Annotated in this window: 18 protein-coding genes and 1 other RNA gene; 7 read left to right on the plus strand and 12 right to left on the minus strand. The window is 37.7% G+C overall.

Annotated features, from left to right (window positions below; all coding sequences use genetic code 11):
- Positions 1-244: 244 nt before the first annotated feature.
- Together REI64_RS11425 and REI64_RS11430 are read right to left on the minus strand one after the other, a co-directional pair.
- Positions 245-754: a ferritin-like domain-containing protein gene (locus REI64_RS11425; RefSeq protein ID WP_308850252.1), complete on the minus strand. Its 510-nt coding sequence runs from the start codon at positions 752-754 to the stop codon at positions 245-247.
- A gap of 167 nt (positions 755-921) precedes the next feature.
- Entirely contained in the window at positions 922-1182 is a 261-nt protein-coding gene (locus REI64_RS11430) for a SemiSWEET transporter (protein ID WP_308850253.1), read from the minus strand.
- A gap of 192 nt (positions 1183-1374) precedes the next feature.
- Here REI64_RS11430 and REI64_RS11435 point away from each other — a divergent pair, with 192 nt between their 5' ends.
- The 7 genes from REI64_RS11435 to REI64_RS11465 all read left to right on the plus strand — a co-directional run bounded on the left by REI64_RS11435 (position 1375) and on the right by REI64_RS11465 (position 6097).
- Positions 1375-1737, plus strand: a complete 363-nt coding sequence (locus REI64_RS11435) for a response regulator transcription factor (protein ID WP_308850254.1) — start codon at positions 1375-1377, stop codon at positions 1735-1737.
- Between the two features lie 98 nt (positions 1738-1835).
- Positions 1836-2075, plus strand: coding sequence for a hypothetical protein (locus tag REI64_RS11440; protein WP_308850255.1), 240 nt, complete (start codon positions 1836-1838; stop codon positions 2073-2075).
- A gap of 161 nt (positions 2076-2236) precedes the next feature.
- Entirely contained in the window at positions 2237-3100 is an 864-nt protein-coding gene (locus REI64_RS11445; RefSeq protein ID WP_308850256.1) for an STAS domain-containing protein, read from the plus strand.
- A gap of 7 nt (positions 3101-3107) precedes the next feature.
- Positions 3108-3509, plus strand: a complete 402-nt coding sequence (locus tag REI64_RS11450) for an STAS domain-containing protein (protein ID WP_308850257.1) — start codon at positions 3108-3110, stop codon at positions 3507-3509.
- Positions 3490-3900 carry an anti-sigma regulatory factor gene (locus REI64_RS11455; protein ID WP_308850258.1) on the plus strand — a complete coding sequence of 137 codons (411 nt, stop codon included), beginning with the start codon at positions 3490-3492 and terminating at the stop codon, positions 3898-3900. The genes REI64_RS11450 and REI64_RS11455 overlap by 20 nt, the downstream gene beginning before the upstream one ends.
- Positions 3888-4907 carry an anti-sigma regulatory factor gene (locus REI64_RS11460; protein WP_308850259.1) on the plus strand — a complete coding sequence of 340 codons (1020 nt, stop codon included), beginning with the start codon at positions 3888-3890 and terminating at the stop codon, positions 4905-4907. Before REI64_RS11455 ends, REI64_RS11460 begins: the two co-directional genes overlap by 13 nt.
- Complete coding sequence (locus REI64_RS11465) at positions 4904-6097, plus strand: sensor histidine kinase (protein ID WP_308850260.1); 1194 nt, start codon at positions 4904-4906, stop codon at positions 6095-6097. The genes REI64_RS11460 and REI64_RS11465 overlap by 4 nt, the downstream gene beginning before the upstream one ends.
- Positions 6098-6121: 24 nt before the next feature.
- Here REI64_RS11465 and REI64_RS11470 read toward each other — a convergent pair whose 3' ends face one another.
- The 10 genes from REI64_RS11470 to REI64_RS11515 all read right to left on the minus strand — a co-directional run bounded on the left by REI64_RS11470 (position 6122) and on the right by REI64_RS11515 (position 13141).
- Positions 6122-6757, minus strand: a complete 636-nt coding sequence (locus tag REI64_RS11470) for a TetR/AcrR family transcriptional regulator (protein WP_308850261.1) — start codon at positions 6755-6757, stop codon at positions 6122-6124.
- 253 nt (positions 6758-7010) lie between these two features.
- A complete protein-coding gene (locus tag REI64_RS11475; protein ID WP_308850262.1) occupies positions 7011-7151 on the minus strand; it encodes a hypothetical protein in 141 nt (46 codons plus the stop codon).
- A 188-nt stretch (positions 7152-7339) separates the two neighbouring features.
- Positions 7340-7713: RNase P RNA component class A (gene rnpB, locus REI64_RS11480), an RNA gene on the minus strand.
- A gap of 513 nt (positions 7714-8226) precedes the next feature.
- The gene (locus REI64_RS11485; RefSeq protein ID WP_308850263.1) at positions 8227-8658 is read right to left on the minus strand and encodes a cytochrome c; all 432 of its coding nucleotides are present in this window, start codon (positions 8656-8658) and stop codon (positions 8227-8229) included.
- 121 nt (positions 8659-8779) lie between these two features.
- The gene (locus REI64_RS11490) at positions 8780-9424 is read right to left on the minus strand and encodes an SCO family protein (protein WP_308850264.1); all 645 of its coding nucleotides are present in this window, start codon (positions 9422-9424) and stop codon (positions 8780-8782) included.
- A 2-nt stretch (positions 9425-9426) separates the two neighbouring features.
- Entirely contained in the window at positions 9427-9672 is a 246-nt protein-coding gene (locus tag REI64_RS11495) for a YHS domain-containing protein (RefSeq protein WP_308850265.1), read from the minus strand.
- Positions 9673-9799: 127 nt separating this feature from the next.
- Positions 9800-10321 (minus strand): hypothetical protein, encoded by a 522-nt coding sequence (locus REI64_RS11500; protein ID WP_308850266.1) that lies wholly within the window; start codon positions 10319-10321, stop codon positions 9800-9802.
- An 11-nt stretch (positions 10322-10332) separates the two neighbouring features.
- Complete coding sequence (locus REI64_RS11505) at positions 10333-11256, minus strand: transporter (protein ID WP_308850267.1); 924 nt, start codon at positions 11254-11256, stop codon at positions 10333-10335.
- The gene (locus tag REI64_RS11510) at positions 11256-12302 is read right to left on the minus strand and encodes a cytochrome c peroxidase (protein ID WP_308850268.1); all 1047 of its coding nucleotides are present in this window, start codon (positions 12300-12302) and stop codon (positions 11256-11258) included. Before REI64_RS11510 ends, REI64_RS11505 begins: the two co-directional genes overlap by 1 nt.
- Before the next feature lie 2 nt (positions 12303-12304).
- The gene (locus REI64_RS11515) at positions 12305-13141 is read right to left on the minus strand and encodes an MbnP family protein (RefSeq protein ID WP_308850269.1); all 837 of its coding nucleotides are present in this window, start codon (positions 13139-13141) and stop codon (positions 12305-12307) included.
- Between the last annotated feature and the right edge of the window lie 170 nt (positions 13142-13311).

Below are 13311 nucleotides of genomic sequence, written 5' to 3' on the forward strand. Positions count from 1 at the left end.
TTGTTGCAGGTGCTAAATGTAGACCATTTGTGCAAAAAATTATTTTGCCAAGGACTTTCTGTGATACGATGTCTTTTTAACTCAGGTTCTGGTTCTTGAAAAATTAAACAACAAAAGCTGCATCAGAAATAGAAATACCATCATTAGTACTATCGAAAAAAAGAGAGATCTATTTCAGAAATGCTTTTGGAACAGATCTCCCTTTTGATTTTGAGATGATAGTGATTTTTTGATGCAGAATATTTTACGCTGCTACGTTAGCTTCAGACATTGCGATATCCGTAAGTTTTACATCAGTCTCTTTTTCTTGCGCCAAGGTCATTTGCAATAGCTCTTGCGCTTCCGTGTGTTCCATTAATGCAGCGTAAGTGACTAGGCAGCCATAACTGGCAATTTCATAATGCTCCACTTTCTGTGCGGCAGAAATCAAAGCAGCATCTAACGCTGGGTCACCTTCAAATTCTTCAATAATTTCTTCTGCTTCTGCTAACAAGCCTTCCATAGCTTTACATTTCTTGCCTCTTGCAGCCATACCTAAGCTCTCAAAAACTTGCTTCAATCTTTCAATCTGCTCTTCGGTTTCAGCCCTATGAGCAGTAAAAGCTTCCTTCAAAGTAGCACTGTTCGCACTATCAGCCATTTTTTTCAGACCTTTTAACAGTTGCTTTTCTGCACCTAAAATGTCTTTCAATTCGTCTACAAATAATTCATGTAAATGCCCGTTAGGCATTTGTTCATTTTTTTGCTTTTTCATATCATTAAGTTTTACTTTGCTAAGTAGAAAGTATATCAAACCTATAATTGTTTAGCTGTTAGATAAATCACGTATTTTGTACAAAATGTATGTTCTTTCTACTTGTACACTGTTATATTTTTACTTGCCAAAAGGTCGATAAAGCCCTAACCTTAAAATCGCATGGATCATCTTTTATTGTAAATTAATTTTAGCAAAAGCATTGTTAGCGCCATGGTAAAGGAGAAAGCATTGGTAATAATAATTGGCCAATCTTTCAACAGTGAGCCATACCAGCACCAAGTTGCGTTGCCAATGGCTAATATCATGAACATTACAGGCGAAATGTGCTTGACCTCCTTGGTTTGTAACACTTTAATAATTTGTGGTATTGCAGATATAGCAGTTAAACATCCTGCAATAATCCCAATGATAAGCTGCTTTTCCATTGTTGCTATATTTGAATGCTAAACACCTGCTTTCCTTAGCTTGTTTATCTGATGTTGTGATAGAGGTATATGTACCTATTAATTGTGGTTAACTACCTCTTTTTACTAAAAATGCTCAACTATATTACATAAATGTTTTGCACCATAAACAATTCGCTATCAAAAAATGTTGATGCATATAAAGTCTAGAAAATGAAAAAAGTTTGGGTAGTTGAAGATGATCCAGGGATTAGGGAAATAATAGCCATATTATTGGAGGATGAAGGTTATGAGGTGTCACTCTTTGAAAATGCGTCGCAATTTAATATGGCGTTACGTAGCCAACCTAGTCATATAGATGCAATGGTAATGGATGTAATGTTACCAGACGGTAATGGCATACATCTTTGCCATAAGGTAAAATCAAGTGAAAGTTTTAATAAAGTTCCGGTACTAATGATGTCGGCAAATGCCACATTTTGCGATGTTGAACGGTTTTGCAGAGCTGACGATTTCATCCCAAAACCTTTTAATATTGATGAGATGGCTAAAAAAGTTGGACGTTTAATGGCTTAAAAATCAGCTGTTTCGTTTGTTGCACTACTTTATGTTGTAAGGTCATTGAAACATAAATAGCTAGTTGGTGTTTATACGTATGATTTTAATTAAAAACCATGAGAGAAACATCAAAGCAAGCGCACTCCGATTTACAAACTTTTATAGAACAATTTGAACCCAGAAAATTTAAAGTTTTAGCTAACGGAATTGAAGTTAGAGGCATTGTAGACCTTCACAGAGCTGTTACCGAAGCAAAAAATCTAATTTCACGTTTCAATCTTAACCTATCTGTTAGTCATACTGCAGAAATGTTAAGTTACCGTGGCTTCGAAGTAAATTATATTGCTGAGAATTAATCAATTCGTCAAAATTATTTGTAGATATGTAGATTTTAAAGGTCTCAATAGCATTTTTTGTTGTCTATTGATTGGCTATGTGTAGCATTTCACATGAAGCAAATTATTAAAACCTTTAGCTATATTTACAAAAATTACCATCACAATATAAACAGGCAAATATGTCAGCAACCTCACAAAAAGTACTTCAAAAAAAGAAGAAAAACATCTTAGAATATTGGATGAGCCATCAATTATCTGATGATGGGCTTAGAGAAGACCTTATCAGTAATGAAGATTTAAGAATACAATCTGAAGAATTAATCGATGTCTTGGTAGACAATCTATCAGAGACTAATTCTATAGATCTACATGCCGAAAGTTGGGATCCTGTAATTGAGATTTTGGGTGGCATATCTATCACTCGTGCCCGCCAAGGTTTTTCTCCGCGTGAGACTGGTAATTTTGTATTCGCTTTACGAGAAGCGATACTTCAGGTGTTAAGCGAAGAAATCAAATCGCAACCTGAAGTACTTTTTGAGGAAAGCCGTAAAATTGGTCGTATAATGGATCACTTGAGCGTAATTACTTTCGAAACCTTTATTAAAGGCAGGGAAGAGGTGATTTTGCGCCAAACAGACGAAATTGCCGAAATATCTACACCCGTTATCCGTGTGTGGGATGGTATTTTAGCCCTTCCTATTATTGGTACTTTAGATAGCTCGCGTACGCAGGTAGTAATGGAAAGCTTACTGCAAGAAATTGTAGAAACAGGTTCGGGTATTGCAATACTAGATATTTCGGGTGTACCAGCTGTAGATTCATTAGTAGCACAGCACCTAATTAAAACAGTTAGCGCAACCAGATTGATGGGAGCGGAATGTATCATTAGCGGTATTAGACCAGAAATTGCACAAACCGTAGTTCATTTGGGTATCGATCTATCTAATATCATAACCAAAGCTTCTTTAGCATCGGCACTGGCTTATGCTTTTAAAAGTTTAAAACTAGAGGTAAAAAAAGCTAACGTTCTAACAAAAATCTAAATACCAAATGGATAGAATACCTATTCTAAGGATGGGCAGTTTTTTGTTAGTGACCATCCAAGTTGACTTATATGATAGATTAGCGTTAACCTTGGAAGCTGATCTGGTACAAATGGTAAATAAAACACAGGCTAAGGGTGTACTCATTGATATATCTGCAGTGTCTATTGTCGATTCGTTTATGGGACGCATTGTAGGCAACATAGCAAGTATGTCGAAAATATTAGATGCAGAAACCGTTGTTGTAGGGATGCAACCTGCCGTGGCAATTACACTAATAGAATTGGGCTTACCGCTAAAGGGTGTTCATACGGCGCTAGATGTAGAAAAAGGCATGGCATTGCTAAAAACCATGATTGGCGACGAAGAAGCCGACGAAAGCGAGGAAGATGATTCTGTCGCTGAGTAAGGACTCTGTATCGATACAGCGGGAGCAGGATGTAGTGCTGTTTCGTAACAGATTAAAGGAAGTTGCCGTTAAAATTAAAATGGGGCTGCTTAACCAAACTCGTTTAATTACTGCTTCTAGTGAAATAGTGCGTAATATGTTGCGCTATGCCGATGGCGGTATAGGACTAATAGAAGTGGTTTCTCGTGGACGAGACAACGGCATTAGAATTACTTTTACAGATCAAGGACCTGGTATTGCCGACATATCTTTGGCAATGCGTGATGGTTATAGCACAGGTAAAAGTTTAGGATTAGGTTTGCCAGGATCTAAGCGCTTGGTTGATGAATTTGATATAAAAAGCAAAATGGGCGAAGGTACCATCGTGATGCTATTAAAATGGACAAGATAATTGATCGTACGCATATAAGTTTTGCTGCTAATGATAGGAGTTACTTCGCTCTGCTCAAAAAGGAAATCCAAAAAATGGCTGAAGAAGCTGGCATACCAAGAAACCGACTTAATGAATTAGAAATTATTGTGTCGGAAATTACCTCCAATCTTTCTAAATATGCTAAAGACGGCGAGATTTTAGTAGGCGTATTTGGAAAAGGTAAGGATACTTATATCGAATTAATTAGCTTAGATAATGGGCCCGGCATGGCAAACACCAGTAAAATGATGCAAGATGGTGTTACCACTGGCACAACTTTAGGGCACGGTTTGGGCAGCATTAAACGTCTTTCAGATACTTTTGATATTTATAGCCAAGTAGGATGGGGTACTATTTTACTTAGCCGAATTTATATTAACAAACCATCTGGTATAAGGAAAGATCCATTTATTGTTAGACCTCTGGTATTGGCTAAACCCGGAGAAACAACAAGTGGCGATGGTTATATGTGCCGTGTTACACCAAAAGGGTTCCAAGTTTTGCTTGCCGATGGTTTAGGGCATGGTCCTGCAGCTAATGAAGCGGTAAATGCTGCCGTTAAGACTCTAATTTCCGAACCAATTCAGCGACCTTCAGATACCTTGAGAATATTGCATCCGGCTATTAAGAAAACCCGTGGAGCAGTGGCACACATACTTAACTACGAACATAAGGAAAAGAAATGGATCTGTTGTGGAATTGGTAATATCATGCTACGTCTTCACGGCCCTCATCTACATAAAAACCACATGTCTTATAATGGCATTGTTGGACATAATATTCCAAATACACTTAACGATCAGTATTATACGAGTTTAGATTACAATACAGCTATTATTTGTTCAGACGGGATAAAAACCAGATGGGATTTGACAAAATATCCGCAGGTACTTAACCACGATCCTAGTATATTAGCAGCGGCATTGTATAAAGATCAGGGCAGAAGAACAGATGATATGTCAGTTATTGTTATCAAAATAAAATGATAAAAATCCTAGAAATTGCGCTCGAAAATGAGATGGACCTGGTGTTGGCCTATAAGCGCAGCCTCAATTTAGCACAGGAAATTGGACTGACTATTTCTACACAAACTACTTTTGCAACTGCAGTATCAGAAATTTCTCGTTCCATTATTGAACATACCGATTCTGGCGTTATGTTCATTGGTCTGCACAAAAAGGAAGATCGATATTTCATTAAAGCCGAACTTAATTTTCCAGTAGGCATTATGCTTACCGCCGACGATGAGGGCTATCATTATGCGCAACGCTTGGTACCAGAATTTAAATTAGAGGAGCAAGATAGCACCAAAAAAATTAGCATGGTAATGGGTATACCACGTTCTATTCGTTTAGATAAAATTAAAATTGACGAGCTAATTGCCAACGCCGAACATGCCACCTCTATAAATGCTTATGAAACATTAAAAAGGAAGAATTTAAAATTAAATAGAATTAGCGAAGAAAAGGAAGAAGAAATTAAACGCTCAAAGTTGATAGACGAGAAAAAAAATGAGTTTATCGCTATGGCAAGCCACGAATTAAAGACACCGCTTACTGTTATTAAGGCATACACTCAATTGGTTGGAATGTCTAAAAACGATTGTAGCGACCGTATTAAAGATTTGATAGAGAAGATAGATTTTCAAACTGCAAAGTTGTCTAATTTGGTACAGCAAATGCTAGATATTTCCCATATGGAAAACGGCAGAATGGCCTACGAAATGAAACAGGTTCAGTTAAATGGTTTTATTAACGATGTGGCTTTAATGATGAAACACATTCTGCCAGAGCACCAATTACAAGTATTACTAGCTGATGATGTGATGGTGCAAATAGACCCACTAAGGTTAGAACAAGTAATTTCAAACTTATTGGGAAATGCTGCCAAATACTCTAATAAACAAACGTTGGTATTGCTAGAAAGTACACTCGAAAATGAAAACGTGATTATTAAGGTTACCGACCAAGGTATGGGATTGAGCGAAGAAACTAAACGCTCCGTTTTCGATAAATTTTACCGTGCCGAAGATGTGGTTCACTCTCATTCTGGATTAGGCATGGGCCTTTATATTGCATCAAAAATTGTGACAGACCACGGCGGTAAAATGTGGGTAGATAGCGAACTGGGGAAAGGATCTACTTTCAGTTTTACCATTCCGGTTACTGCCAACTAAATTTAAATAGTTAATGCAAAACCACTAATCTTTTGAAATGGCATAAGTTTGATCAATCAAAAAGTGTAACGCTTCTTCAATTTTTGCTCTTCCACTTTTCTCATTCAAGTCTAGGCCACAAAATATACTCCCGTTTACATCGGTAGTTAAATTTAAATAATAAACTCCAGAAACCAGTATCGCCATAACGGCTCTATACAAGTCTGCGTTATCTCCAAAATGCGGATCAGTAATATGCTGCAAAATTACTTCTCCAACTTCTTCTTGGGTAGTAGTTAATCTTTGTAACGATTTGCGTTGTTCGCTCAGCCTCCACAATATAATTTTCTGGTATTCTTTGCTTCGAAACATGTAATCGAATTGTGCAGAAACCAATTCCTTTGAAAATTCTTGTCCACCGTCCTTAATATCTTTCGGTATTCGATCTCCTTTAACGTTACTCCAGAAATCTTTAGTAGATAGGTAAGTGTCTAACAATTGGTCGGTTCCGCCAAAGTATTTGTAAATCAGCTTTTTGTCTAGTCCTGCTACAGCAGCAATATCATTTACTTTCAATGCAGAAAAACCCTTTGTTTTAAGGATTTTACCTACAGCAGCCAGTAATTTCTTTTTGCTTTTCTCTTTACTCTGTTCCTTAGAACTGGGCGATTTTTGTTCCATCAATTGGCTTAAAGATTGCAATGTTACAAAAATAAATTACTTAATATGGTCACCATTTGGTGACTTTCCCATATATTTGTAACAAAAGCATTTAATTACAATTGTTGATTCTACACCTACAAAGAAAAATTATACTTTATAAGTACAAAAAATTAGTTAAATAACCTCTCTAACTAAGCCCGGCCCCTCAGCTGGGTTTTTGTATAAATAAGCTGTTCAGAAAATTGGTTTCTAAACAGCTTAATCTTTACTACTAGCGTTCCATTCTGGTGGTATCTATAGCCACTGTATCGGTACCTACCGAGTCTGTTGTTGTAGAATCTGTACTTCTGCTTGTGCCGCATGAAGCTACAAACAAGCCCATTGCGAACAATAATAATGCTAACTTTTTCATCTTATAAAATTTTGATTTAACAATAATGAGCTGCTATTTGAAACCATAACAGCTTTATAACACTTCTATTTAACTTAATTGATTTTATAACAGCCAATTACTGAAATAGATTTAAGTTAAATACCCAATATCTCAAGTAGAAATACGCAAAACAAGAAAGCCCCACCAAAAGGCGAGGCTAAAATCTTTAAAAATGCAAACCTATAAGCCGGGTTCTGTTCCCAACACAAGGTTAGGTTTCTATCATTAATCTACTGCAAGCGTTGCCGCTTACCTCTAACGACCTACCCACTAACATCGGACGAGCAGCCCTACGTACGTTAGCCTATTTGGTCTTTCAACTCCCGGGGTTTACCAACCTTGCTATCACTAACAAAGTTCGTGAGCTCTTACCTCACGTTTTCACCCTTTCCCAACTTGCGCTGGGTGGTATATTTTCTGTGGCACTTTCCGTGGTTCAGGTCTTCAATCCCAAACCCCTTCCCGTTAGGAAGCGAGATGCTCTGCGTTGCCCGGACTTTCCTCCCCGATGCGAGATCGGGGCGATAGAACAGTTTGCATTAGCACAAAGGTAACGCTTTTATTTCTATTTGATTTTAGAAAAGCACATTCTTCGCCCTTTTTAGAGGTAGTCCCGTTATCCGCTTAATCTTTTGTGTATGTTGCTACAAAAACAAACTTCGTAAGTTTGTAAAACTTACGAAGTTTCGCGTTAATGCGGTACACCAAAAGTATATCGCTACTACCGGGTTTATATTACATAGGCTTTTGCTAAATACAACGTTGTTTAGTGCAGTGCTTTAAGTTCTCTAAACGGGATAGCAGCGGAAAGCCCGCAGTGTAGCGCAGCGAAAAGAGGACTTTGAGCGGATAGCCCGACTTGCCGTAAATTGAAATTATCAATTGCTTTTCGAATATTAGATCGATACAAAATATCAAACTTACGAAGTTTTTAAACGGCCAAGCCCTCAACTTTATTAAAGATAAAATATCAAATTAAGTTAAACTTCGTAAGTTTTGCTCCTCAATGACAACAAATAGGGAGGCTTGATGAAAACCGATTACTGTAAACTGCCTACTGACCACAGTTTTTCAAATCATTTGCCACCTGCTTGTAAGTGTACATACCTTGCTGGTTTCCAAACGAATTGGTAATATATACAATCACCTGAGCAATGTCTATATCGTGCATATTGCTTAGCGCAGGCATTTTCTCATGATAGGTTTTACCATGAATTTCCATTGGCTCGTTAACACCATTTTTAATATAACAAGCTAACTTTTGCTTGTTGGTCTTAAGGAAAACCGTATCAGTTAATGGGGGAGCTAACTCACCTAAACCTTCACCATTTTGTCCGTGGCAATTTTGGCATCTAGCTTGGTAAATATCTTTACCATTCGACATGTATTTTGACATCTCTATCTCGCTGGCGCTCTGGCAGGCGTTGATAGCCATTGCAATAGCTCCGAAAAATAGGCTGTAAACAAAGAATTTTTGTTTTGTCATAACTTTAAATCGATTTTTATCACTCATCCTCTTGGAAGCGAACGTAATTACACGTTGGCGAGGACGCCAACGTGAGCAATGTTTGGTGTTAGTGTAGTAGCCGACACTTAAACCATATCTGTTAGTCTTTTTCAGCTAACAAAATATCCATATCCGCTTTTAGCTTTTCTACCTCTTCCGGTTTTGTGCCGTCATAAGCGCCTCTAATGCGCTTATGCTTGTCTATTAAAACCAACCAACCTTGGTGCACATAACCATCTGTAGCTTCGTTATCTTCTTGTACAGCAACCAAATAATCTTTTTCTGCTAATTTGTAAACCTCTTCTTTGCTGCCATATAAAAACTGCCACTGCGGCACGTCTACGTCTAATTTTTGAGCATATTTTTTCAATACAGAAGGTTTATCGTATTTAAAATCTATGGTATGCGATAAGAACATTACGTCTTTATTGTCTTTATACTTATCAAAAATCGTTTTCATGTGACGGTGCATGGTGGGGCAAATAGTGCTGCAAGACGTGAAAAAGAAATCGGCAACATAAATTTTCCCGTTAAAGGCATCTTGCGTAACCTCTACACTATCTTGGTTTAAAAACTTAAAATCTGGAATGGTCTTGTAAATAGTATCGATTTTTTCGTTTCCATTAGCGTCTTTAGTGATTTTTGCTTCTCTATCTCCGTAAAAAGGGAGTTTCTTTTCTTGTGTACAAGCTGCACCGAGTGTAATTAAGCAAGCAACGGCTGCATATCCTAAAATCTTCTTCATTTCTATTTTTTTAAATACTGTTCTGGATTTTTATCAAATTTCAATTTACATCCTTTACCGCAAAACAAATATTCTTGCTTTTGGTAAGTGCTTTTAAGGTTACTAGATGTTTTTACTTTCATTTTGCAAACAGGGTCTATCTTAACGCTGTCGGTAAGCATAACCAAGCTGTTTGCCTCTGTATCCTTACTTGTGTATAATGCTCCAAAACTTAGGGCAAAAATACAGATTATTAAAGTTGTTTTCATGTTGTTGACTGGGTTTTATGCCATAGATGCAATCTCTTTAACTTTAAACGTTGTAAGATTGCTGCCCCGACCTTTCGGGGAAGCAATCTTTAAGCTATTTCAAAACTATCTGTGCATTTTTGGCTAATTATTTATAAAAAGGTTTTGCTTGCTCAATGGCTTTCTCTAACTGACTTTGTACTTGCTTTACACTGTCCAGTTGGTTCTGAAAGTATTTCAGTGCTTCCGTTTTAGAACCTTTAAAATCAAGTTGAAAATCGTGCATCCAATCCATCATTTTTTCATCTGCTAAGTTGAGTTGATGGATAGATTGCGTTAATTCAATTGTATCATGGTCTTTATGTTCACGCTTGTATTTCAACAAACTATCTAATTTGAACGTAGTTTTGATGGCTTTTTCGTTGATGACCATCGCTTCGTTATGCAAATCATCAATAGTTTTCTTGATGGCTTGCTCGTTATTTTCTTGTTGGCAAGCGGCGAAAATGATTGCAATAAACAGCGTAAAAAAGGGAAGAACTGACTTGTAAAGATAGATTGCTTCCCCGAAAGGTCGGGGCAGGCTGTCATTCTTCCTCGCAATGACGCGAAAAGGAGCAATGCTGCGACCTTGCGATGTAGTTTCTTTGTTTAAAATATTCTTTTTCATTGTCTTGATAATTAAAATGGAACAGAAATATGAAGCATCAAGCGATTTCCTGCTTTTGCTCGTTTATTTGCCAGTTCCTGTGATACAATTGTTTGATAGTTGGCACCTAAAGAAAACTTGCTCATTGCCAATTCGAAGCCAGTAACTAAAGAAGCCGAATGACCGCCAGAAACATCAACTTCGTACTTGCTATTTTCGATGTCTTTATTGGCGGTTTCGTACAAAATACCTGCATTTGGCGCAAACGTTAATTGGTGGAACAACCTGAATTTATAATACATCAGCGCATTGGTAGTCAGTTTGTTTCCGTAACGGTACTCGTATTTGTTAGCAGTATTGATTTTGTAATTAATATTCAGGTTCACACCCAAATCATTCAATCTGACATCGTAAGCAGCGTTAAGGGTAAAATCTGTACTAGCTGTGCCTAACTGAAAGTTATTTGGTGTTTCTGTTACCGCTAATCGCTCACTTGGTTCATATTTTCCTGTAGGTGCTTTTATACCTGCACCCAGCCAAAGTGAGTGCGCCAACAGCTTGCTATTAAAGCTTGTGCTTTTGGTAAAGAGGTTGTAGTAACCCATTAAAGCAATATCGCCTAAACCATCTTTGGCACCAGAACTTGCCTGCGAACTTCGCTGGTTAAAATTGTAAGGTACAAAAGCTAATACCCTAAACTTCTTACTTAAATTCCAACCGCCCCAAAGTTCTGTGCTTTGGTAGGTTTCGTCGGTGGTTAGGGGGGTAACATTGCCTTGCGCACCTAAATGTGTTTGCAGTTGTTTGTGCTGGTATCGCAAACCAATGAAACGTTTATTGTACTCTGGCAAAATACCAATGTAGTAACTGCCCACGCCGCAACCGCAAATATCACAAGCTAGCAAACTTAAAGGACTGAGTAAAATTGCAAGTATGATTGTATTTCTATAATTCATTATTGTTCTGCTAAAAGTTTGTTATTAATGAAATCTTCGTCGTTAAGTGTGTTTAGAAAAGCCATCAACTTTGTTTTCTCCTCATTATTAATTGCAATTCCTCTTACACCGTTCTTGTTCAATAAAGGGTCGAGGTTTTCTGTTGCCTGTACTTCGTGAATGTAATGGGTAAAAACAGCATCCAGCGTTAAAAACCTACCATCATGCATAAAAGGCGCAGTGTATTTGAGGTTACGCAACGATGGGACTTTAAACTTGTATTTATCTGCAGTTAACAATGTAGCAGTGTACAGACCTAAATCGTTGATTGGACTGGGAGCAAGGCCGTTGTTTCTAAAGCCGTTATCAGTAAAAAGAGGCTCGGTATGGCAGCTGGCACATTTTTGTTTAAAGAGTTCGTAACCTTCCAATTCGGTTGTTGTAAAGCTGGCATTATCCTCTTTACGCATCACTTTATCATACTTAGAATTACTACTTACACACATTAGCATAAATTGCGATAGTGCTTTTAAGAAGTTTGCAGTGCTAATTTCTTCTGTACTAAAAGCAGCTTTGAACTTGTTTTTGTATTTGTCCATTGCTTTCAATTTATTCAGCACATTTTCTAGGCTTTCATCCATTTCTTCGTGTGCCGTAATAGGAGAGATAGGAAATAAATCCAAATCGTAAATGCCACCACCCCACATAAAAGCTTTGTTCCAGGCTAAATTCATAATAGGAGGAGAGTTGCGTGTACCTAGTCGGTCGTCAATTCCGTGACTTACATCGTGCCCATGTTGGGTAAACGCCGAAGATTGGATGTGACAAGACCCGCAACTAATGGTGTTATCTCTCGACAATCTAGGTTCATAAAACAACATCCTTCCTAGCTCGAAACCTTCTTTCGTAACTGGATTATTTGCAAAGTTGTAAACTGTTTCAGGGAAATTCTTGGGCTTTTGAAAGCCCAAGAATGTTTCTACTTTTTCGTGTATATCCTCACTTTTTTTACAAGCGTATACAAAAATCACAATCACCAAAAGATATTTGATATATCGTGTTTGCATGATTAATTTTCTGTATGGTCGTGAGTAAATAAATCTTTGAAATTCTTAGCGATGTTAGTTGAATATTCACTAAACATTACCGTAGGCCTATCTTTGATACTGAAGCTATTAGTGCCGTCAAAAAACTTCATCAAATCAACAAATAAATGGATATTACTTTGCCTATCTTTTCTAACTTTTGCAATGCCTGCGTTGTTTAAATCGACAGTAATAGTTTTGATGTTGTTGATGGTTGGAGCACTGTAGCCGCCAAACCCACCGATGTGATACCTAAACTGCTTTTTACCCGTTGGGTCGCCTTGTTGGTCATCGCTAATTACTTCCGAATTTCCTTCGAATTTGAAGAAAATGTAACCAGAATTCCAGCCCCAGTACATACCGCCTCCACCATGACCGCCACCCATTGCTGGGTCTAGTACGCCAGTTCTTTTGTCTACAGGCATGGTACTGCGCAGGCTATCCACTCCTAAAACAAAGGTTAGCTTACTATAATCGCCTTCTGGCACTTTTACTTTAGCAAACCGAGTAGCTTTATCAGCTCCTTTAATGAGGAAGTAGGAACTGTCTTGCGGAACGGTGTATTGTTTGCCTGCTGTGGTAGTTACTTGAATATTGCTGATAAAATACTGCACCATACTGATGGTGAATTTCTCACCCTTGGCATTAGTGTAAGGTACGGCTGTGTTATTTAAAGCAAATGTTCTTCCGCCAACAATATTATCGAACTCTACAGATAGTGAAGCTAAGTTTTGTTCGTCGAACTCTGGCGTAGGGTTATCTTTTTTACAAGCATAAAATAGGATAGATGTTATAGTGATGATAGTTAAAATCTTTTTCATTTTTTTAAATAGTTGGGAACAATGTATAGCACACAGGTTGTCAGGCTGAGCCCGTCGAAGCCTCTTCTAAGATTACATTTCGACTACTTGTCCCGAAACTTCGGGAAGCTCAATATGACACCGATAGTGCATACTATGGATAATTGAATAAATAGGGTGACTGGATCCGT

It is taken from the genome of Pedobacter sp. (genome assembly GCF_031119335.1).
In the GTDB taxonomy this organism is placed as follows: Bacteria; Bacteroidota; Bacteroidia; order Sphingobacteriales; family Sphingobacteriaceae; genus Pedobacter.

Coding starts and splice junctions, on each gene's coding strand:
- REI64_RS11425 (WP_308850252.1), bottom strand. CDS start 754: ATGAAAAAGCAAAAAAATGAACAAATGCCTAACGGGCATTTACATGAA.
- REI64_RS11430 (WP_308850253.1), bottom strand. CDS start 1,182: ATGGAAAAGCAGCTTATCATTGGGATTATTGCAGGATGTTTAACTGCT.
- REI64_RS11435 (WP_308850254.1), top strand. CDS start 1,375: ATGAAAAAAGTTTGGGTAGTTGAAGATGATCCAGGGATTAGGGAAATA.
- REI64_RS11440 (WP_308850255.1), top strand. CDS start 1,836: ATGAGAGAAACATCAAAGCAAGCGCACTCCGATTTACAAACTTTTATA.
- REI64_RS11445 (WP_308850256.1), top strand. CDS start 2,237: ATGTCAGCAACCTCACAAAAAGTACTTCAAAAAAAGAAGAAAAACATC.
- REI64_RS11450 (WP_308850257.1), top strand. CDS start 3,108: ATGGATAGAATACCTATTCTAAGGATGGGCAGTTTTTTGTTAGTGACC.
- REI64_RS11455 (WP_308850258.1), top strand. CDS start 3,490: ATGATTCTGTCGCTGAGTAAGGACTCTGTATCGATACAGCGGGAGCAG.
- REI64_RS11460 (WP_308850259.1), top strand. CDS start 3,888: ATGGACAAGATAATTGATCGTACGCATATAAGTTTTGCTGCTAATGAT.
- REI64_RS11465 (WP_308850260.1), top strand. CDS start 4,904: ATGATAAAAATCCTAGAAATTGCGCTCGAAAATGAGATGGACCTGGTG.
- REI64_RS11470 (WP_308850261.1), bottom strand. CDS start 6,757: ATGGAACAAAAATCGCCCAGTTCTAAGGAACAGAGTAAAGAGAAAAGC.
- REI64_RS11475 (WP_308850262.1), bottom strand. CDS start 7,151: ATGAAAAAGTTAGCATTATTATTGTTCGCAATGGGCTTGTTTGTAGCT.
- REI64_RS11485 (WP_308850263.1), bottom strand. CDS start 8,658: ATGACAAAACAAAAATTCTTTGTTTACAGCCTATTTTTCGGAGCTATT.
- REI64_RS11490 (WP_308850264.1), bottom strand. CDS start 9,424: ATGAAGAAGATTTTAGGATATGCAGCCGTTGCTTGCTTAATTACACTC.
- REI64_RS11495 (WP_308850265.1), bottom strand. CDS start 9,672: ATGAAAACAACTTTAATAATCTGTATTTTTGCCCTAAGTTTTGGAGCA.
- REI64_RS11500 (WP_308850266.1), bottom strand. CDS start 10,321: ATGAAAAAGAATATTTTAAACAAAGAAACTACATCGCAAGGTCGCAGC.
- REI64_RS11505 (WP_308850267.1), bottom strand. CDS start 11,256: ATGAATTATAGAAATACAATCATACTTGCAATTTTACTCAGTCCTTTA.
- REI64_RS11510 (WP_308850268.1), bottom strand. CDS start 12,302: ATGCAAACACGATATATCAAATATCTTTTGGTGATTGTGATTTTTGTA.
- REI64_RS11515 (WP_308850269.1), bottom strand. CDS start 13,141: ATGAAAAAGATTTTAACTATCATCACTATAACATCTATCCTATTTTAT.